Source organism: Clostridium sp. UBA7791 (assembly GCF_002480755.1).
Classification (GTDB): domain Bacteria; phylum Bacillota; class Clostridia; order Clostridiales; family Clostridiaceae; genus Clostridium_J; species Clostridium_J sulfidigenes.
Map to the genome: position 1 here is coordinate 147,577 of NZ_DLCT01000001.1, position 18,645 is coordinate 166,221.

An 18,645-nucleotide genomic window follows, 5' to 3' on the forward strand; every position below is an offset into this window, starting at 1 on the left:
TTTTATCGTCTTTAAAATTTTAATATATACCACCTATATGTTGTGGTTCCACATAATGTATCCATCTTCTTTTGGATGTTGATAATAGTTTTTCCTTATACCTTCTACAGAAAAATGGTGTTTTTTATAAAGATTTATTGCAGCTATATTAGAGGCTCTAACCTCTAGAGTCATAGAAACAATATTTATATCCTTAGCAATTGTAATGAGGTTTTCTACTACCACATCTCCAAAATTATTTCTTCTATAGTCGGGATGAACTGCTATATTGGTTATATGACCTTCATCAAAGACAACCCACATTCCACCGAAGGCTACAACTTTATTACCTAACTTTACAACTATATAGACAGCGTTTTTATTAATTAGTTCTTTTTCCATAGATAGGAGAGACCAAGGGCTTGAGAAGCTTAGGTCTGAAATTTCTTTAACTCCTAATATATTAAGGGAACTCATTCTTTCAACGGTTACATCAGTCATGATTTTTTACCTTTTCTTCATATTCACGCTCGGCTTGGCAAAGTCTAAGATATACAGGTGAACTACTAAGTACATTATCACCTTCATTGTTTATTAATCTAAGATAGCCTAAGTAGCCTATAGAAGATGCCTTTGTCACATTGATATGACTAGGTGCTATGGAAGCATTAGGTAGAGAAGTTAATATGGCATCCTTAAATTTTGATGTACCATCACCTATAAAAGTAATAGGCTCATTAAATCCTGAGCATTTATTTATTACGTCTTCCATTGATAATAATTCAGGCTCACCTAAGACTACTAAATTATTATTTTCAAATTTATAGAAATTAGTATATACATTACCCCTCAACGCATCAATTATAGGACAAATAATACCTTGGATATTAAAGAGATTATTTGCAAGTCCATCTAAAGAATTTATAGACACAAAGGGTTTATTAGTTGCTTGCACAAGACCTTTTATAGTGGACATACCGATTCTAAGACCAGTAAAAGAACCAGGGCCGCTAGAAACTACAAAGCCTTCTATATCTGATATGGATAAACCACAATTTTTTAAAAGGTTATCTATCATAGGCATCATAATTACAGAGTGTTGCTTTTTATAATTTATAATAGTTTCCCCTAATATCTTATCGCTATCAATAATAGCCACAGTTGCACATTCAGTTGCAGAATCTAAGGATAAAATCTTCATAGCTTCAACTCCTTTATATAATTATATCTATCATTAGTATAGGAAAGAGTAATCTTTCTATAGGTTTCACCTAAGTCTGAAAGTTTAGCTATGTTTATAGTTAAACTTTCTTCTGGTATTAAATCTTCGATATAGTTAGCCCATTCAATGACGCTAACTCCATTTCCAAATATATATTCATCAAAGCCGATGGCAGCAATCTCATCGGGATCATTTACTCTATACACATCAAAATGATACAATTTTAATCTACCTTCATATTCATTAACAATTGTAAAGGTAGGACTAGTTATACATTCATCTATGCCAAGACCTTTTGCAATTCCTTTGGTAAGATGAGTCTTACCAGTACCAAGATCACCTATAAGGCATAAAACATCATTTTCTTTACACATTTTTCCTAGCTGTATACCTAGGGAATCTAATTCATCAACATTACTAACTATAAATTCCATATGATTCACCTCATTAATATTTTAGCCTAAAAGAAAAAAAATGAAAAGCAAATAGTAAAATTACTTTTCATTAAATAACTGTATAATAATTAAATTAAGGTTTCTTTTCTACCCGAGATACTAAAGTATTTTTAAAATGTCTTACTGCATTACCACAAATTAAGTTCCTATTTACCATATCATCTAATATATTAAATGCTTCGTACATATACATACCTTTTCTATAGGGCCTATCAGCAGTTAAAGATTGATATATATCACATACTCCAATAATGCGGCATTCTTCACTAAGGTCCTCAGCCTTAAGTCTTCGTGGATAGCCTTTACCATTTAATTTTTCATGATGACTAGAAGCCCATAAACTAATATCAGATATGTGGTCTATTTTATCTAGAATTAATTTAGTATAGTAGGTATGAGATTTGATAATAGAATATTCTTCTTCTGTTAAAGGACCATCTTTGTCCAATATACTGATGGGAATAGCTAATTTTCCAATATCGTGAAGTAATCCTGCAATTTTCATTTTAAGACACTTTTCTTCAGTGTAGCCTAAATGCTTAGAAACATTATAAGCTAAAGTAGCAATTTCTTTAGAATGTTCTGCAGTAAAAGAACTCTTATTATCAATAATGCTTGCAAATACATCAGCAATTGCTTCAAATTCCGATAGAGAGATAAAAATATCTTTCTCCGGTATTATATTATCAAGTATGAAATTCATATTAGGTAAATTTATAAGGTTTAACCAAAACTCTTCTTTGTCAGCTACCATGAGAAAAGCTTTTACAACCTGTGGTGAAAATAAAGTTTCATTGTGTAGTTTTACCCAATCAATAAGAATATCCTTTTGGATGTGGTAAGGTTTAGAATAATCTACCTGGATTTCAATTAAATCAGCTATTCTGAGAATTTGAGCTTCTATAGGAATTAGTGAACTTTTTAATTTTAAGCATCCACTACCATCATAATTTTCATGATGATAACGTATTATATCATATACTTGTATTAAGGATGGAATACGTTGAATCATTTCAGAGCCAGCAATGCAATGCTTTTTTATATACCATTTTGAAGTGTGAGACTCATCAAATATATTTTGAGTTCCAATATCATGAATCATACAAGCAATATATAAATTGTAGTAAGAATTTTCATCTAGTTTCATAGTTTGAGCAATTTCTAAGGCTATATATGAGGTGCATCTAGAATGATTAGAAAATTGCTTATTTGAAATATCTTTAGCATGTGTTGGGTTTATAACATCCTCAAATTTACCCCAATCATTGTCTGTAAGATCCAAGGATAATGATAGAGCAGAAACTATATTCTTTATACTAATATTCATTTTGTCCTCCAAAGCATACCATTTATCTATATAAAAATTTTAGCATATTTGGCAGTGGAATGGTACTAAATATTGTAAAAGTAAATTTATATTTAAGTAAACAAATCTATATATTTTACGTATTATATTTTGGATACGTAAAATAGTAATAATTGATGCAATAATCAAAATATATTTAATATATTAATAATGAAATATATTAAAATACTAACATAGTATACTAAAATAAGGTATAATATAGAATAACAAATAAGTAGAGGAGGATAAATTATGTTTGTAAATAATTTGATGTTATCTAGAGAAAAGTTAATAACTGTAACACCAAAGGTAACCATAGGAGAAGCTCTTAAGGTAATGGAAGAAAATAAGTTTTTATCCATACCAGTAGTAGAAGGAGATAAATTCTGTGGAGTAATTTCAAAAGAGCAAATATACACATACTACTATGAAAAATCTATAGAGAGACAGTGTTTACTATCAGATTTTCTAGTTGAAAATGTAATGAGAACTGATGTACCATCAATAACTCCTTTTAATGAAATTGAAGAGGCTGCACATTTCCTAGAAACTAAAAGTGTTTCCTTTGTACCAGTAATAAATAAAAATGGAGAAATGCAAGGAATAGTAACACATCACGGTATTTTTCATCAATTTACAGAATTGTTTGGATTAAATAAAGGTAAACGATTAGCTGTAATTGCTTATGACATACCTGGACAAATATCTAAACTATCAAAAATAATTACTGAAAACAAAGGGCAAATTATAAGCTTTGTAGTTGTTGATCCTAAGAGCATAACAGAAGTTAAAGAGATAGTAATAAGATTAAGCACAGACAATATGGATGAAATTCTTGAGAAGGTGAAAGAAGCTGGATTCAAGATACAGTAGCATATCGTTGAGTATGTAGGTGAACTACATACTCAACAGTACATAACTATATATTAAGAAAAGATTAATATATTTTAAATACATAATTAATACAGTAGTAATTTGAATACTTTTATAATATACTAATTTACAAACATATTTCTTAAATTTATTTCCCATATTCTATGATTATGGGGAATAAAAGTGATTATAAATTATATTTAATAAATAATAAGATACTAAAATACAAATTAATGGGATAAAATAAATAATGTGATAGAAGAAATATTGTATTCAAGGAGCTGGTTAAAATTAGTGATGTAATAGATTTTAATGAACTGAAAAATAAGGCTACAGATAAAGATGTAGACAAATTTGAGGATTACATATATTCTATGTATTATTCAATGGCTCAAGGGAAGCTATCTATGGCGGAAATGAGCAGAGAAATATTTAAGTATATGAAGGAAAATAATATATCTCAAGAGAAATTTATGAATATCCAGAATAAGGTCATGGAGAGGTATGGAATTTCTACTGAAGATGTAGAAAGCCAAATGAAGTCTATGGGTGTAGAAAATCCTCTAAGTGGATTAGGTATTGAGTATGAAGATGCAAGAAAAATGGTTGGGTTTCAAGAAAAGTATAAAGGGAAGCTTAAAGTAAAAAGTGTAACTTCATATAGCATTAAGAATGACAAGAATGATTTAGAGATAATGCTTCAAGATGAGAATGTTATATTAAAAAGTTTTGGGAAAATAGATTTAACTGATAATGAGTTAAATGAATTTTTATGTTCCTATAAAAAGGTAATGAATAATAAGATGCTAAATATTTCAATATGTGAGAATACTTCCACTTATTTATACTAGTATTGACTTAAGAATATGTTGAATAATTTATATAAAACCTCTTGCATTTATGTTTATTATATAATATAATAAACGAGTAACGAAGGGGTATAGCTCAATTGGTAGAGTAGCGGTCTCCAAAACCGTTGGTTCCGGGTTCAAGTCCTCGTGCCCCTGCCATAGAAACCTAGTGATTTTAGTAATCGCTAGGTTTTTTTATTGTTTTCTTTTATCTTATTTTTACATAGATAAAGAGAGTAAAAATGTACCGTATAATTCCATAAAAATAATTAAATAAATTTATTGAGGAAGTAATAAACCTGTGATATAATCTGTAAGTTAAGAAAATAAAATAAGTTATTAATCACATTTTAAGTTTATATATGTAAGTTAAAGTTATCTATGTGAGGCGTGATTTAAGCTATGTTTTTAGAAAGGACATAGCTTTATATGGTGAAGGGAGAAATTTTATGGAAAAACGTGTGCCAGAATTTAAAGGTTTACTAAGAAGTCATATGATTGAGTTACCTAAGGTTATTAGGGACGCTACTGGAATTGTTATATTTGGGAAAAGAATTAAATCTTTAGTGTTTTCAACTGATGTAGCAGTTATAAGAAATACTAATGCAGATGCTGTTATTGCAGTATATCCATTTACGCCTCAACCCAGAATAACTGAAGCACTATTACTAGCATCAGATATCCCAGTATTTTGTGGGGTAGGTGGATCTATTACTACAGGTAAAAGGGTAATAAATCTAGCATTGGATGCTGAATTTAAGGGAGCTATGGGGGTTGTAGTTAATTCATCTATAGGCAATGATGTTATTGCAGGGATGAGAGAAACTATAGATTTACCAATATTAGTTACCGTTGTTTCAGAAAAAGATGATATAGATGGAAGAATAGCAGCAGGAACAACTATACTTAATGTATCAGGAGCTAAAGAAACTGCGAATATTGTTAGACATATAAGAAGTAAGTACCCAGATGTACCTATTATAGCAACAGGAGGTCCTACAGATGAGAGCATACGTGAAACTATAATTGCTGGGGCTAATGCTATAACATATACACCACAAAGTACTAGTGATATATTAAATGAAATAATGATTAAACATAGAAAAAGATATGAAGACTAATTTCATTCAGAAATGTAATATTTGCAACGAATATTATATTTGAGGTGATTTATTTATGGACAAGGCAACTTGGATGTTAGGAATAATAGTTCCATTAATATCTGCAGCATTTGGTGGAGGTATATCTCTATTAATTATGAGAAAACTAATTATGGAAGAGAGAAAAAAATCTAAGAAAGAACGTGCTATAGATATTAATAACGATAAAATAAAAAGTTATAAGGAGCTATTTGAACTAAATAAAAAAATTAAAGTCTTTGGAGATAAAATTAAAAATAACACAATACCTAATTGGATAAACGTAGAAAGCTATTATAGAGACGAATTTATAATAGAATTTGAAGAGATTATAAATAATTATAAATTTGTAAATGGTTATATTAATGACAAAAAGATAAATGAATATGCACAAAATGTACTTAAGTTATCACAAATTATAGTAGTAGAATTAAAAGATAGAGAAAACTACGGTACTACTTCTGAAAAAGTAGAAACCTGTGTAGATACGTTGATAGAAGTTTTAAATACAATAGAAAAGAACATTTTATCTGTAGTGTTAGAACTATCTATAGAGAAGTATAAGTAATATAAATATTTATAGTGAATATATTTTATTCTAAGACAGTCTTACCATGAATGTATTATCAAATTTGTATTTGATAATAAAAGTATATGAAATGTTTATGATTTTAAATGGATTATGTTAGATTTAATTAATTGGACTAAAGCATAATAGGTGTGGTAAAATAGAATAGTTAAATTTACTACATAAGACCATGTGAAGTAAATAGAGAGAGGATTGTAAATATGAATATTCTTATTTTATCTGCATCTACTGGTGGAGGACATTTAAAAGCATCAAAGGCTTTAGAATCATATATTTTAGAAAATGAGTTAGGTGCTAAAGTAAAAGTAGTGGATACCTTAGAGTATGTTAATCCATTTATAAATAAAATCGTAACTAAGGGATATATAGTACTGGCAAAGTATTTAAATTCCTTATATAAAAATATATATAGTTTAACGGACAAGTCTGGGGTTTTAACATGTTTAGTAACAAAGTTAATTTATTTATTTTCGAAAAAATTAATACCCTTAATAGAAGGATTTGCTCCAGATGTAATCATAACTACTCATCCCTTTCCTACAGAAATGATTTCTATATTAAAGGGAAATAGAAGTATAAAGGTGCCATCAATATGTATAATGACTGATTATGCGCCACATAAAACATGGATAAAACCTAATGTAGATGAATATTGTGTAGCATGTGAAGACATGGTAGAAGGTATGATAGATAGAGGAGTTCCTCCAGAAAAAGTTCATCCTTATGGAATCCCTGTATATGATGGTTTTTTTCATCAAGATGAAGATGATAAAAAAATACTGTTAGATGAGCTGGGATTAAGCGAAAGTAAAATGACCGTGTTAGTCATGGCTGGAAGCTTCGGAGTATATAATATAGAAAAAATCTATAAGAATATAAATAATATTCCTATGGATTTTCAAATTGTAATTCTAACGGGTAATAATAAAAGACTATATAATAAAATTAAGGAACAGATTAAGTTTAGTAAAAAACAGACAAAGCTTATTAAGTTTACCAATGAAGTTCATAGATATATGAACTTAGCAGACGTCTTAATTACTAAACCAGGAGGGCTTACAGTATCAGAAGCATTAGCAGCAAATCTTCCTTTAATTACCTTTGATGCAATACCTGGACAAGAAGAAGCAAATGCAAAGTTTCTATTAGATCATGGCATGTCCATATCTATAGGCAGAGGTGATAATTGTACTGAAGCTATAGAGGCTTTGATTAAGGACAAAAACAAATTAAGAGAGATTAAAGAAAACTGTATGACTTTTGATAAATCAAATTCAACAAATGAGTTACTAGAACTTATAAGAAGATTAATGAAAGAAAATGAAGCTGAATGTAATTCAGAAATTGCATAAAACTTAAATAATTAAGACCAAGGTTTTTAAGACCTTGGTCTTTTAATCTTATGATGGGAATATTTGGAATTTGACTTTATAATACGAGTCTTTAGGTTTATTTATGAGATTTTTTAATGGCATTAATAAATTTATCTAAAAACTTAAATGAACCATTTTTAATGTGTAAAAATCCCATTATAGATAATATAACACCACTTAAAGAACCACTTATCATATCTGTCATAGTATCCGTAAGACTATTAAGTTGAGAATCAAACCCCAATAGTTGATCTCCTGCAAATTCCCAGAACTCCCACAGTGCAGCTCCAGAAACAGTAAAGAGTAATATATACATCCCTATGAATAATGGTGGAAGGGTTTTGATATTATTTTCACCTATAAGAGGTTTTAAAATTATTAAAGATAAAAACCCTAAAAGAGCCCCTGAAGCAAAATGAAGAAATATATCCCACCAAGGTAGTATTGAGTACATATTATACATCCTACCTAAGAGTAGAGCTAAAAATATAAAAAACTGCAATAAAAAGTCAGATAAACTAGATAATTTAACTTTAAATATATATAAAATTATATCTGGTATAAAGGACGTGATAAGAATTAATAGAATGTTGCTGATGTAATTTGAATTATTATCAGTTTTTACAAATGAGTAATAAACAAATAGTATTAATAAAATTGATCTAAATATCCATTTGAAAAATAAAGCAAAAGAAGACTTTGTATTTTTCATTGATTTCCCTCCGTGCTATTTATGATGTTTTCTATAAGAATAAGTTTTTCTGCTCTAGAAAGTTTTTTTATTTCACATTCTCTTTTTAAAGCTGAAGATTTGTCAGGTAAATTTTCATAGTGAACAATTTCTACAGGTAATCTGCATCTGGTGTACTTAGCTCCTTTACCACTATTATGGCATTTAAGCCTTTTGTTTAAATCAGTTGTCCATCCTGTATATAAAGTATTGTCATTACATCTTAATATATAAACAAAAAACATATCTTTACCTCATATAAAATATATTAAAAATTAGAATAATTATTACTGTTGTATAATACTATTTAAATAGTATATCATTATTTTAGCATGAATATATTATACTATTTTATAAATACTAGTATATTCATATTGAATTAAATTAAATCATAGGGTATAATTAAATTGGATTAAAGAGAAATAGTAAATAATATGTTGATTTAAATTGAATAAAGTATAGTTTTAGGTACATTATGTTTAATAGGGAAAGTGGTTAAAGTCCACTACAGCCCCCGCTACTGTGTACGAAGACGAAATCTCATAGAAAAACCACTGGAGTGTATTTCTGGGAAGGTGAGATGGAGGATGATACGTGAGTCAGGAGACCTGCCTAAAGCATAGATATGACACTTCGGAGGGAAGGGAGTTAATAGTTTAGTTTGTATATTTATTACAAATTATAATTCTGTTATGAGTTAAATTGAATTTTAACCTCTACCTTTTGGGTAGAGGTTTTATTTTGCACTAATTTATTAAATTTGGAGGAACTAAAATGAAAAAGGCTATATTAGTAGTAAGTTTTGGTACTACTTATAAGGATACATTAAAATTAACTATAGAAAAAATTGAGGATGAAATAAGAGAAAGATTTAAAGAGTATCATGTTATGAGAGCTTTTACAGCCCATATGATAATTAAGAAAATAAAAAATAGAGATGGAATAATTGTACCTACTCCGGAGGAAGCTTTAGAGCAACTATATAAAGAAGGCTATGAAGAAGTTATAGTTCAGCCGCTTCATATAATACCAGGTGAAGAGTTCCAATATGTTAGGTTAGTAGTTGATAAGTTTAGAGAGAGTAATAAATTTAAATCAATAAAAGTAGGTAGACCAGCCCTTCACTTTCAAGGAGGGGAAGAAACACCTAATGATTATGAGGTGTTTATAGATGCTATAAAAGAAATTATACCAAAAGATAAGACCATGGTATTTATGGGACATGGAAGTAATCATCCAGCTAACTCAGCCTTTGTAGCACTTCAAAGCGTATTTACTTACTTAAATTATAATAATGTATACGTTGGAACAGTAGAAGGATATCCTACCGTAGATATGATAGTAGAAATTCTTAAAAGAGAAGGTATTGATCACGTTAAGTTAGCACCACTTATGCTAGTAGCTGGAGACCATGCAACTAATGATATGGCTTCTGATGAAGAAGATTCATGGAAGACTATTTTAGAAGAAGCTGGAATTAAAGTAGACATATATCTTCATGGTTTGGGTGAGATTGAGAAGTTTAGACATATATATGTGAATCATGTACAAGATGTAATAGATAATAAATATCTTCATTTGGGAGATACGAAGAAAACACCATAAAGGAGTAAATTATGAAAAGTATAATAGTTTCTTCAAATAGTAGTGGCGGTGGAAAGACCACTGTTACATTAGCACTTATGAAAACTCTTATAGATAGAGGATATAAGGTTCAAGGATATAAAGTTGGACCTGACTATATAGATCCAGCCTTTCATAGAGAAATAACAGGAGTAGCTACAAGAAACTTAGATTTATTTCTAATGGGAGAACCAGGGGTTAAGGAGAGTTATCTAAGAGGTCAGGGTGATCTAGGAATCATTGAAGGAGTTATGGGACTTTATGATGGAAAAGGTATAGATACTAATTTTTCTACAGCTCATGTATCTAGAACTTTAGATTTGCCTGTGGTATTAGTATTATCTCCTAAAGCTCAATCAGCAACTTTATGTGCTGAAATAGAAGGACTTCGAAATTATGAAAATGTGAACATAGTAGGGATAATACTTAATAATATTAGTGAAAGTTACTATAAACTTTTGAAAAAAGCTATTGAAGTAAATTGCAGCGGGATTAGAGTTTTCGGATACATACCTAAGGATGAGAGGTTAGCTTTAAAAAGTAGGCATTTAGGCCTTGTGCAGAGTAGCGAGGTTGAAGATTTATCAAAGAAGATAGAGTTATGCAGTAGCCTTATGGAAGAGTATGTAGATGTAGATAGCCTTATAGAAGAATTTAAAGCTTCAGATATTCAATCTACTAACAGTGAAGATTTCCACGCTGAAAACAAAGATATAAAGATTGCAGTAGCCTATGATAAAGCCTTTAGTTTTTATTATAAAGAGAATATAGAGCTTTTGGAAGAGGTTGGAACAGTTCAGTATTTTAGCCCCCTAAAAGATAGAGAAGTGCCAAAGGATGTAGATTTTATATATATAGGTGGAGGATACCCAGAAGTATTCAAGGAAGAGTTATCTTCTAATAAATCTATGTTAAATAGTGTTAGAAAAGCCTTAAACAGTGGAGTAAAATGCTATGCAGAATGTGGTGGACTCATGTATCTTACAGAGAGCATAGATGGAGTTGAAACAGTAGGTTTCTTTAATGGAACATCTTATATGACTGGAAAACTTAATAATTTTGGATACGCAACTATAAAGATATCAGAGAAAAATTCTATAGTGCCAAAGGATATGATGATTAATTGTCATGAATTCCATAAATCACTGGTAGATTTAAAAGAAGAAGAAATATATGAATTAGAAAAGAAAGCCTACGATGGAACCACAAAGAAGTGGAAGTGTGGGTATGTAAAAAATAATGTTTTAGCAGCTTATGGACATATACATTTCTTTTCTAATATTGATTTTTTTAATAGCTTAATTAAGTAGATGTAATTTTAAAATAGAGATTTATTAAGGAAGGTTATTTCCTTAAGTAGGAGGAGAAATGGATTATATAAAAATACCAATGGACATAGAAAAGAGAAGTTTTGAAATTATAGGAGAAGAAATGGGACCTCATAATTTCGATGATAGAGAGCTTTCTATAATTAAGAGAGTTATTCATACTACAGCAGATTTTGAATATAAGGATTTAGTTTATATGACAGATGATGCTATAGATACAGCCCTAGAGATTCTAAAAAAGGGAACAACTATATATACAGATACTAATATGGCACTTTCAGGAATAAATAAAAGAGCCTTAGAAAAGTTAAATTGCAGGGTTGTATGTTATGTATCAGAACCAGAAGTTGCAGAGATTGCAAAGGAAAGAGGCATAACTCGTTCTATGGCTGCAGTAGAAAAGGCAGTAGGAGATGGAGTAGAGTTCTTTGTATTTGGAAATGCTCCAACGGCTTTATTCAAACTTAAAGAGTTTATTGAATCAGGAAAGTCTAATTGTAAATTTATTATAGGAGCTCCAATAGGATTCGTAGGAGCAGCTGAATCAAAAGAAGAAATAGAAAAATTAAAAGATATAGATATGATGACAGTTAGAGGAAGAAAGGGCGGAAGTGCAGTAGCAGCAGCTATAGTCAATGCTCTTATGTATATGTTAGTAGAGAGATAATAAAGAAGGTATTAGAATGTTAGACTTATATGTTAACAGTAATGGTAAAAAGTTAAGATGTGGTTATACTACAGGGTCCTGTGCAGCAGCTGCTGCTAAGGCAGCTACTTACATGCTTTTTACTGGTAAAAAAATTAAAGAGATAGAGATTAATACACCAAAGGGAATAATTTTAAACTTAGTAATAGATGAAGTTGTTTTTGGTGATGACTATGTGGAATGTTCCATTATAAAAGATGGTGGAGATGACATAGATGCTACCCACGGATTACCTATATGGGCGAGAGCTGAAAAGGGTGAAGAAAGATATATTTTAAAAGGTGGAAAAGGTGTAGGAGTAGTTAATGGTGAAGGCCTCTATATTGAAAAGGGTGAAGCTGCTATTAATCCAGTACCTAGACTTATGATAGAGCAAGAGGTAAGTAGTGTGCTTCCAGAGGATGAAGGAGTTACTATTACTATATTTGTACCAAGGGGAGAAGAAGTAGCAAAGAAAACCTTTAATCCTAGACTTAATATAGTAGGAGGAATATCCATATTAGGAACTACAGGAATTGTTTATCCTATGTCTGAAGAATCAATTAAAGAATCAATAAAAATTGAGATAACTCAAAAGGCTTTAAAAAATAAGGTTCTTATATTAGCCTTTGGAAACATGGGAGAAAAGGTTGCAGAATCTATGGGATATTCTATAGATCAAGTGGCTATAATATCAAACTTTGTTGGATTTGCTATAGAATGTTGTGTTAGCTGTGGAGTTAAAGAGATAATTATAATAGGTCATATAGGTAAGATATGTAAGATATCTGCTGGTAGCTTTAACACTCACAGTAGAGTATGTGATGTAAGACTAGAAGTAATAGCATTAGAATTAGCATTAGCAGGAGCTCCACATGACTTAGTTAGAAGTATATATAATGAAAAGACTACAGAGGGTGCTATAAAAGCTTTAAAGGGTGAATATAGTGAGATATATAAAACTATTGTAGATAAAGTGAAGAAAAGAATGGAGCTTTATAGCTATGGTGAACTTAAATGTGATGTAGTTATGTATTGGGGTGCAACTAATCCTAAGATATTAGCTACAACATTATAGAGGTGGAAAGATGATTTATGTAGTAGGACTTGGTCCAGGAAGTAAGGAGTATATACTTCCTAAGGCTGTTGAAACTTTAGAAAATAGTGATATGTTAGTAGGATTTTCTAGAGCTTTGGAAAGTGTAAATTTTATAAATACTGAAAGAGTGGCAGTTAAGTCTTTATCAGATATTTTGAAGATAGTAGAAGATAATAAGAGCAAGAAAATATCTATAATTGCATCGGGAGACCCATGTTTTTATGGAGTTACTGATTATATAAAGAGAAATATAAAAGAGGAGCCTATAGAGATAATACCAGGACTTAGCTCTTTTCAATATCTAATGAGCAAGATAGGGAAGAGTTGGAATGGAAAATTTTTAGGCAGTGTCCATGGAAGAGAAGAAGATTTTTTAACTGTTGTTAAAGAAAATAGCATGTGTATATTCTTAACAGATAGTAAAAATTCACCTAAGGTTTTAGCAAATAAACTGTTTATAGAAAATATAAGTTGTAATATATGGGTAGGAGAAAATTTATCCTATGAAGATGAGAAAATAACAGTAGGTACACCAGAAGAGATAATGGAGAAGGAATTTTCTTCATTAAGTGTCTTTGTAGTGGAGGAAGTTTAAATGAAATATATAAAAGATGAAGAGTTTATAAGAGGAAACTGTCCTATGACAAAGGAAGAAGTTAGAATTCTAAGTGTAGCAAAACTTAATTTAGAGGAAAATTCTAAACTTCTAGATGTAGGAGCTGGAACTGGTTCCATATCAATTCAAGGAAGTAAGATTTGCACTTCTGGTAGTGTTGTTGCAATAGAGAGAGATGAAGAAGCCTTAGAGGTAATCTATAAAAATAAAGATAAGTTTAATTGTGATAATTTAGAGATTATAGAAGGTGAAGCTTTAGAAGCTTTAGACTCTATTAAGGAAAAGTTTAATAGTATCTTTATTGGAGGTAGTGGTGGAAATCTTGAAAAAATAATTGAGAAATGCCATAACCTTCTTGAAGATGATGGAGTAATGGTTTTAAATTTTATAACCATTGATAATGTATATAAAGCAATGAGTACTTTAAAAGAATTAAACATGAAAATTAGCTGTACTCAAGTTGGCGTAAGTAAAACAAGAGGCCAAAGTTATATGTTATTTGGATATAATCCAATTTTTATTGTAGAGGCTTATAAGAATTAGAAATATTGTAATGTAGTAGGTTTGTAGTACAAGGAAATACAGCAATAGAAAATAGTTAAGAATTGAAAATATTGTTTTATAGTAGAAATAGAGGAGTGAAATAGATGGCAAAGTTATATGGAGTTGGAGTAGGACCAGGAGATAAAGAGCTATTAACCTTAAAGGCGGTTAAAACTATAGAAATGTGTGAAGTAATTGTTTCACCAAGTGCTATGAAAGGTGGGAAAAGTATAGCTTTAGGCATTGCAGAGGACTTTATATCAGAGGATAAAGAAATTATGATAAAGCAATTTCCAATGGGTGGAGAAGACCAAGAAGAAAAAATCTATGAAGCCTTTAAAGCTATAGAAGAGAAGCTTAAGGAAGGAAAGAATGTAGCCTTCTTAACTTTAGGAGATCCTTTTGTTTATAGTACATATATATATTTACTAAAGTATATAGAAGAGCATGGCTTTGAAGTTGAAACAATTCCAGGGATAACTTCCTTCTGTGCTAGTGCTAGTCTTGCGCAAAAACCATTAGTTATAGGTGATGAACCATTACTTATTACCCCAGCTAGCAGAGTTTCGGATATAAAGGATGAAAAGTATGTAGTTATAATGAAGGTCTATAAAAGAGAAGAAGAAGTATTAGACGTTCTTGATGAAAAAGGCTTTAACTATGTATATATAAAAAAAGCTGGAAGAGAAGGGCAAGAGATTTTACATAAGAGAGAAGATATTTTAGATAATAAAGAATACATGTCACTTATAATAGCAAATAGAGATTAGGAGGAAGAAGAATGGTTTATTTTATAGGAGCAGGTCCAGGAGATGCAGAGTTAATCACAGTAAAGGGAAGAGATACACTGACAAAAGCAGATGTAGTTATATATGCAGGCTCTCTTGTAAGCAAGGAGCATATGAATTATTGTAAGGCTGGATGTGAAATACATAATTCAGCATCTATGACTTTAGAACAAGTTATAGAAGTTATGAATAGGGCTGAAAAAGAAAACAAAATGGTAGTAAGACTTCATACAGGTGATCCAGCTATCTATGGAGCTATCAAAGAACAAATGGATGAACTTGATAAATTAAATATTCAGTACAAGGTAATTCCAGGAGTTAGTTCATTTACAGCAGCAGCATCTGTAATAAAAAAGGAATTTACACTTCCATCAGTAACTCAAACTGTAATATTAACTAGAGTTGAGGGAAGAACTCCAGTACCAGAAACTGAAAGCTTAGAAAAACTTGCATCAATTGGTGCATCTATGGCTATATTCCTTTCTATTAGCATGATAGATAAGGTAGTTGCAAAGCTAAGAAAAGGTTATGGAAGGAATGTTAATATAGCTGTAGTTGAAAGAGCTACTTGGGAAGATGAAAGAGCTATAATTGGAACTTTAGATGATATAGCAGAAAAGGTTAAAGAAGCAGGAATCACTAAATGTGCTCAAATATTAGTAGGGGACTTTATAAATTGCGATTATGATAAGAGTCTTCTATATGATAAATCCTTTACTCATATGTTTAGAGAAGGACAAAAATAATTCTTAGAATGTACAATTCTAGAAAGTAGGAGAGTTATGAAGTTAGCAGCGGTGTCTGTAACAAGACAAGGAGATAATATTGCAAAAAAACTAAGTGAAACTTTAGAGCTTAAGCTTTACTCTAGTTATAATAACAAAAACTTCAAACTAAAATCTGTATGTGAAGAGCTTATGAATACTGTAGATGGAATAATTTTTATCTCATCTACAGGCATTGCAGTAAGAGGAATAGCACCTTTTCTAAAGGGAAAGGATAAGGACCCGGCAGTGGTAGTAGTAGACTGTGAAAGTAGATTCGCCATAAGTCTTGCAGGAGGACATCTTGGAGGAGCTAATGAACTTGCTTTAAAAGTGTCAGAAATTCTTAAGGCTACACCAGTTATAACTACAGCCACAGATACCATGGGAATAGATGCTCCAGATATGATTGCTAAGAATAATAACCTGATTATAGATGATATGAAAATAGCTAAAGATATAGCTGCCAAATTAGTTGATAAAGCTAAGGTTGGTTTTTTAGATGATGAAGGCCAAATAAAAATGCCAAAGGGATATGTAATTCCTGAAGGAGATATTAAGGGTATGGTTACAGTATCTAATAAAATAGATGTGGATAACTTGCCACCTGTTGAAGGCTTGATTCACCTTAAGCTCATAAGGCGAAACATCATATTAGGTATGGGATGTAGAAAAGATGTGGATAAGGACAAAGTTAAAAACTTTGTTGTGGATACTTTAAAGAAATATAATATAGATTTAAGAGCCATAAAAACTATTTCTACAGTGGAAGTTAAAAAGAATGAAGGAGCATTAATTGCTTTAAGTGAATTTTTAAACTGTCACATGGAGATTCATTCTTTAAAAGAAATAGAAAGCATAGAACATAAATATAATGGTAGTGATTTTGTTAAGAAATCTATAGGTGTGAGAGCGGTATGTGAGCCTTGTGTTGAATTAGCAGGGGGAGAGTTACTTACAGATAAAATTAGTTTTGAAGGTATAACCCTTTGTATTGGAAAGTTAGTCTACTGATAATGGAGGAAAAATAATGGGAAAATTATATGTAGTAGGAATCGGTCCAGGAGGACTTGATTACATGACAATTAAAGCTGTAAAGGCTATAGAAGAAAGTGATATAGTAGTAGGATACACAAAGTATATAGAAATGATAAAGCCACTTTTAGATGGTAAGAAAGTTTATTCTACAGGAATGATGGGTGAAGAGGCAAGATGCCAGGAAGCTTTAAGATTAACTAGTGAAGGAACGGTAGCTGTAGTAAGTACAGGAGATGCTGGAATCTATGGTATGGCTGGGTTAATTCTTGAAATGAAAAAGGATGAAGAAGTAGAGGTAATCCCAGGGGTTACAGCATCATCTTCAGCAGGATCAATAGTTGGAGCTCCACTTATGCATGATAACTGCAACATAAGCTTAAGTGATTTAATGACTCCATATGAAGATATAAAGAAGAGAGTTAAGCTTGCAGCAGAAGGAGATTTTATAATATCTCTTTATAATCCAAAGAGTAAGGGAAGACCTCATTACTTAAGAGAAGCTATAGATATAATAAAGGAATATAGAAATGAAGATACACCAGTTGCTATTGTTAAGCATGCATTAAGAGAAGGTCAAGAAGCTACAGTTTGCACTATAGGAACCTTTGATGATTCTATAGTAGATATGATGACTATGGTTATTATAGGAAATACTAAGAGTTATATAAAAGATGGATTATTTATAACTCCAAGAGGATATAAATTAGAAAACAAGTAGACATTAAGGGGGAGAATTACAATGATAGCTTTAATAGTAGGTACATCAGAGGGAAAGGTAATTCTTTCCCATCTAAATAAATATACCGATAACATTTTAGTATCCACAGCTACAACCTATGGTGGAGAGCTTTTAGTGGATTATAAATATAAAATATTAAATGATAAACCTTTAGTTTATGAAGAGTTAAAAGCATTATTTATGAAAAGTGGTGTAAGGGTAATTGTAGATGCATCTCATCCCTATGCAGTTCTAATAAGTGGAACAGCTATGAAGATAGCAAAGGATATGGGAATTGAGTATGTAAGGTATGAAAGACAAAGTACTTTAGATACGTTACCTAAAAATGATTTGATAATAGAGGTGCCAACCTATGAGGAATTAGGAGAAGCCCTAAAAGATATAGATGGATGTATTTTAAATACTACAGGAAGTAGAAATATAGATAAGATACTAGAGTTAAAACTTAAGAATAGAATAGTTCATAGAGTGCTACCTTCTTTAAAAGTTATGGAGGAAGTATTTGCGTTAGGTGTTAGAGTAGAGGATTTGATATTCATAAAAGGACCTATAGGCTATGAACTAAATAAAGCCTTTATAAAAGAATATGATGGTAAGGCTTTAATAACAAAGGACAGTGGTCCACAAGGTGGAACTTATGAAAAAATAAAGGCTGCCATAGACATGGGAATTAAAGTTTTTGTAGTAGAAAGAAAGACCATGGATTACGGCATTGTCTTTAATGATGAAGAAAAATTAAGTCACTATATCTGTAGCAACAAAGAAAACTATTAATAACATTTCAAAGTATAATGAAAGACTCGGGTGACGGTGGGAGTAACTTTTATTATACAAAACAAAAAGTTATGTTATAGATTGTATACTAA

Annotated in this window: 22 protein-coding genes, 1 tRNA gene and 1 riboswitch; of the genes, 17 read left to right on the top strand and 6 right to left on the bottom strand. The window is 30.6% G+C overall.

Going from position 1 to position 18,645, the window contains the following annotated elements; genetic code table 11:
* Nucleotides 1-33: 33 nt before the first annotated feature.
* The 4 genes from rimI to B3Z56_RS00735 all read right to left on the bottom strand — a co-directional run bounded on the left by rimI (nucleotide 34) and on the right by B3Z56_RS00735 (nucleotide 2,983).
* Nucleotides 34-480, bottom strand: a complete 447-nt coding sequence (gene rimI, locus B3Z56_RS00720) for a ribosomal protein S18-alanine N-acetyltransferase (RefSeq protein WP_346847021.1) — start codon at nucleotides 478-480, stop codon at nucleotides 34-36.
* Nucleotides 473-1,180, bottom strand: a complete 708-nt coding sequence (gene tsaB, locus B3Z56_RS00725; protein ID WP_346847022.1) for a tRNA (adenosine(37)-N6)-threonylcarbamoyltransferase complex dimerization subunit type 1 TsaB — start codon at nucleotides 1,178-1,180, stop codon at nucleotides 473-475. Before tsaB ends, rimI begins: the two co-directional genes overlap by 8 nt.
* Nucleotides 1,177-1,635, bottom strand: a complete 459-nt coding sequence (tsaE, locus tag B3Z56_RS00730) for a tRNA (adenosine(37)-N6)-threonylcarbamoyltransferase complex ATPase subunit type 1 TsaE (protein WP_346847023.1) — start codon at nucleotides 1,633-1,635, stop codon at nucleotides 1,177-1,179. Before tsaE ends, tsaB begins: the two co-directional genes overlap by 4 nt.
* Nucleotides 1,636-1,729: 94 nt before the next feature.
* Entirely contained in the window at nucleotides 1,730-2,983 is a 1,254-nt protein-coding gene (locus B3Z56_RS00735; protein WP_346847024.1) for an HD-GYP domain-containing protein, read from the bottom strand.
* Nucleotides 2,984-3,253: 270 nt separating this feature from the next.
* Between B3Z56_RS00735 and B3Z56_RS00740 the strand changes: the two genes are divergently transcribed.
* The 6 genes from B3Z56_RS00740 to B3Z56_RS00765 all read left to right on the top strand — a co-directional run bounded on the left by B3Z56_RS00740 (nucleotide 3,254) and on the right by B3Z56_RS00765 (nucleotide 7,805).
* Nucleotides 3,254-3,874 (top strand): CBS domain-containing protein, encoded by a 621-nt coding sequence (locus tag B3Z56_RS00740; RefSeq protein ID WP_035129736.1) that lies wholly within the window; start codon nucleotides 3,254-3,256, stop codon nucleotides 3,872-3,874.
* A gap of 290 nt (nucleotides 3,875-4,164) precedes the next feature.
* Nucleotides 4,165-4,725, top strand: a complete 561-nt coding sequence (locus B3Z56_RS00745) for a DUF3867 domain-containing protein (RefSeq protein ID WP_346847427.1) — start codon at nucleotides 4,165-4,167, stop codon at nucleotides 4,723-4,725.
* Between the two features lie 83 nt (nucleotides 4,726-4,808).
* Nucleotides 4,809-4,884: transfer RNA gene (locus B3Z56_RS00750), tRNA-Trp, on the top strand.
* A 290-nt stretch (nucleotides 4,885-5,174) separates the two neighbouring features.
* Nucleotides 5,175-5,846, top strand: a complete 672-nt coding sequence (locus B3Z56_RS00755) for a hydrolase (RefSeq protein ID WP_346847025.1) — start codon at nucleotides 5,175-5,177, stop codon at nucleotides 5,844-5,846.
* Between the two features lie 55 nt (nucleotides 5,847-5,901).
* Entirely contained in the window at nucleotides 5,902-6,432 is a 531-nt protein-coding gene (locus B3Z56_RS00760) for a hypothetical protein (RefSeq protein WP_035129701.1), read from the top strand.
* Nucleotides 6,433-6,653: 221 nt separating this feature from the next.
* Nucleotides 6,654-7,805: an MGDG synthase family glycosyltransferase gene (locus B3Z56_RS00765; protein ID WP_346878049.1), complete on the top strand. Its 1,152-nt coding sequence runs from the start codon at nucleotides 6,654-6,656 to the stop codon at nucleotides 7,803-7,805.
* A 97-nt stretch (nucleotides 7,806-7,902) separates the two neighbouring features.
* Here B3Z56_RS00765 and B3Z56_RS00770 read toward each other — a convergent pair whose 3' ends face one another.
* Both B3Z56_RS00770 and B3Z56_RS00775 read right to left on the bottom strand, forming a co-directional pair.
* A complete protein-coding gene (locus tag B3Z56_RS00770; protein ID WP_346877601.1) occupies nucleotides 7,903-8,280 on the bottom strand; it encodes a hypothetical protein in 378 nt (125 codons plus the stop codon).
* A 254-nt stretch (nucleotides 8,281-8,534) separates the two neighbouring features.
* Nucleotides 8,535-8,801, bottom strand: a complete 267-nt coding sequence (locus tag B3Z56_RS00775; protein ID WP_346847028.1) for a GIY-YIG nuclease family protein — start codon at nucleotides 8,799-8,801, stop codon at nucleotides 8,535-8,537.
* Nucleotides 8,802-9,005: 204 nt separating this feature from the next.
* Nucleotides 9,006-9,186: riboswitch (cobalamin riboswitch) on the top strand.
* A gap of 144 nt (nucleotides 9,187-9,330) precedes the next feature.
* On the opposite strand from B3Z56_RS00775, the gene B3Z56_RS00780 reads away from it, so the two are divergent.
* From B3Z56_RS00780 to B3Z56_RS00830, 11 genes are all read left to right on the top strand, one after another.
* Nucleotides 9,331-10,161, top strand: coding sequence for a sirohydrochlorin cobaltochelatase (locus B3Z56_RS00780; protein ID WP_346847029.1), 831 nt, complete (start codon nucleotides 9,331-9,333; stop codon nucleotides 10,159-10,161).
* 11 nt (nucleotides 10,162-10,172) lie between these two features.
* Complete coding sequence (locus B3Z56_RS00785; RefSeq protein ID WP_346847030.1) at nucleotides 10,173-11,489, top strand: cobyrinate a,c-diamide synthase; 1,317 nt, start codon at nucleotides 10,173-10,175, stop codon at nucleotides 11,487-11,489.
* A 58-nt stretch (nucleotides 11,490-11,547) separates the two neighbouring features.
* The gene (locus tag B3Z56_RS00790) at nucleotides 11,548-12,174 is read left to right on the top strand and encodes a precorrin-8X methylmutase (protein WP_035129691.1); all 627 of its coding nucleotides are present in this window, start codon (nucleotides 11,548-11,550) and stop codon (nucleotides 12,172-12,174) included.
* A gap of 16 nt (nucleotides 12,175-12,190) precedes the next feature.
* Nucleotides 12,191-13,270 carry a cobalt-precorrin-5B (C(1))-methyltransferase CbiD gene (gene cbiD, locus B3Z56_RS00795; RefSeq protein WP_346847031.1) on the top strand — a complete coding sequence of 360 codons (1,080 nt, stop codon included), beginning with the start codon at nucleotides 12,191-12,193 and terminating at the stop codon, nucleotides 13,268-13,270.
* Between the two features lie 10 nt (nucleotides 13,271-13,280).
* Nucleotides 13,281-13,886 carry a precorrin-6y C5,15-methyltransferase (decarboxylating) subunit CbiE gene (gene cbiE, locus B3Z56_RS00800; RefSeq protein WP_346847032.1) on the top strand — a complete coding sequence of 202 codons (606 nt, stop codon included), beginning with the start codon at nucleotides 13,281-13,283 and terminating at the stop codon, nucleotides 13,884-13,886.
* Nucleotides 13,887-14,450, top strand: coding sequence for a precorrin-6Y C5,15-methyltransferase (decarboxylating) subunit CbiT (gene cbiT, locus B3Z56_RS00805; protein WP_346847033.1), 564 nt, complete (start codon nucleotides 13,887-13,889; stop codon nucleotides 14,448-14,450). It begins immediately after the preceding gene.
* 104 nt (nucleotides 14,451-14,554) lie between these two features.
* Nucleotides 14,555-15,220 carry a cobalt-factor II C(20)-methyltransferase gene (locus B3Z56_RS00810; protein WP_346847034.1) on the top strand — a complete coding sequence of 222 codons (666 nt, stop codon included), beginning with the start codon at nucleotides 14,555-14,557 and terminating at the stop codon, nucleotides 15,218-15,220.
* Between the two features lie 11 nt (nucleotides 15,221-15,231).
* Nucleotides 15,232-15,984 (top strand): precorrin-4 C(11)-methyltransferase, encoded by a 753-nt coding sequence (cobM, locus tag B3Z56_RS00815; RefSeq protein ID WP_346847035.1) that lies wholly within the window; start codon nucleotides 15,232-15,234, stop codon nucleotides 15,982-15,984.
* Nucleotides 15,985-16,020: 36 nt separating this feature from the next.
* A complete protein-coding gene (gene cbiG / locus B3Z56_RS00820) occupies nucleotides 16,021-17,016 on the top strand; it encodes a cobalt-precorrin 5A hydrolase (RefSeq protein WP_346847036.1) in 996 nt (331 codons plus the stop codon).
* Nucleotides 17,017-17,032: 16 nt separating this feature from the next.
* A complete protein-coding gene (cobJ, locus tag B3Z56_RS00825; protein WP_035129681.1) occupies nucleotides 17,033-17,758 on the top strand; it encodes a precorrin-3B C(17)-methyltransferase in 726 nt (241 codons plus the stop codon).
* 21 nt (nucleotides 17,759-17,779) lie between these two features.
* Entirely contained in the window at nucleotides 17,780-18,553 is a 774-nt protein-coding gene (locus B3Z56_RS00830) for a cobalt-precorrin-6A reductase (RefSeq protein ID WP_346878050.1), read from the top strand.
* The last annotated feature ends 92 nt before the right edge of the window (nucleotides 18,554-18,645 follow it).

Excerpts from the sequence above, each read along its gene's own strand:
- rimI (WP_346847021.1), bottom strand. The coding sequence starts at position 480 with ATGACTGATGTAACCGTTGAAAGAATGAGTTCCCTTAATATATTAGGA.
- tsaB (WP_346847022.1), bottom strand. The coding sequence starts at position 1,180 with ATGAAGATTTTATCCTTAGATTCTGCAACTGAATGTGCAACTGTGGCT.
- tsaE (WP_346847023.1), bottom strand. The coding sequence starts at position 1,635 with ATGGAATTTATAGTTAGTAATGTTGATGAATTAGATTCCCTAGGTATA.
- B3Z56_RS00735 (WP_346847024.1), bottom strand. The coding sequence starts at position 2,983 with ATGAATATTAGTATAAAGAATATAGTTTCTGCTCTATCATTATCCTTG.
- B3Z56_RS00740 (WP_035129736.1), top strand. The coding sequence starts at position 3,254 with ATGTTTGTAAATAATTTGATGTTATCTAGAGAAAAGTTAATAACTGTA.
- B3Z56_RS00755 (WP_346847025.1), top strand. The coding sequence starts at position 5,175 with ATGGAAAAACGTGTGCCAGAATTTAAAGGTTTACTAAGAAGTCATATG.
- B3Z56_RS00760 (WP_035129701.1), top strand. The coding sequence starts at position 5,902 with ATGGACAAGGCAACTTGGATGTTAGGAATAATAGTTCCATTAATATCT.
- B3Z56_RS00765 (WP_346878049.1), top strand. The coding sequence starts at position 6,654 with ATGAATATTCTTATTTTATCTGCATCTACTGGTGGAGGACATTTAAAA.
- B3Z56_RS00770 (WP_346877601.1), bottom strand. The coding sequence starts at position 8,280 with ATGTACTCAATACTACCTTGGTGGGATATATTTCTTCATTTTGCTTCA.
- B3Z56_RS00775 (WP_346847028.1), bottom strand. The coding sequence starts at position 8,801 with ATGTTTTTTGTTTATATATTAAGATGTAATGACAATACTTTATATACA.
- B3Z56_RS00780 (WP_346847029.1), top strand. The coding sequence starts at position 9,331 with ATGAAAAAGGCTATATTAGTAGTAAGTTTTGGTACTACTTATAAGGAT.
- B3Z56_RS00785 (WP_346847030.1), top strand. The coding sequence starts at position 10,173 with ATGAAAAGTATAATAGTTTCTTCAAATAGTAGTGGCGGTGGAAAGACC.
- B3Z56_RS00790 (WP_035129691.1), top strand. The coding sequence starts at position 11,548 with ATGGATTATATAAAAATACCAATGGACATAGAAAAGAGAAGTTTTGAA.
- cbiD (WP_346847031.1), top strand. The coding sequence starts at position 12,191 with ATGTTAGACTTATATGTTAACAGTAATGGTAAAAAGTTAAGATGTGGT.
- cbiE (WP_346847032.1), top strand. The coding sequence starts at position 13,281 with ATGATTTATGTAGTAGGACTTGGTCCAGGAAGTAAGGAGTATATACTT.
- cbiT (WP_346847033.1), top strand. The coding sequence starts at position 13,887 with ATGAAATATATAAAAGATGAAGAGTTTATAAGAGGAAACTGTCCTATG.
- B3Z56_RS00810 (WP_346847034.1), top strand. The coding sequence starts at position 14,555 with ATGGCAAAGTTATATGGAGTTGGAGTAGGACCAGGAGATAAAGAGCTA.
- cobM (WP_346847035.1), top strand. The coding sequence starts at position 15,232 with ATGGTTTATTTTATAGGAGCAGGTCCAGGAGATGCAGAGTTAATCACA.
- cbiG (WP_346847036.1), top strand. The coding sequence starts at position 16,021 with ATGAAGTTAGCAGCGGTGTCTGTAACAAGACAAGGAGATAATATTGCA.
- cobJ (WP_035129681.1), top strand. The coding sequence starts at position 17,033 with ATGGGAAAATTATATGTAGTAGGAATCGGTCCAGGAGGACTTGATTAC.
- B3Z56_RS00830 (WP_346878050.1), top strand. The coding sequence starts at position 17,780 with ATGATAGCTTTAATAGTAGGTACATCAGAGGGAAAGGTAATTCTTTCC.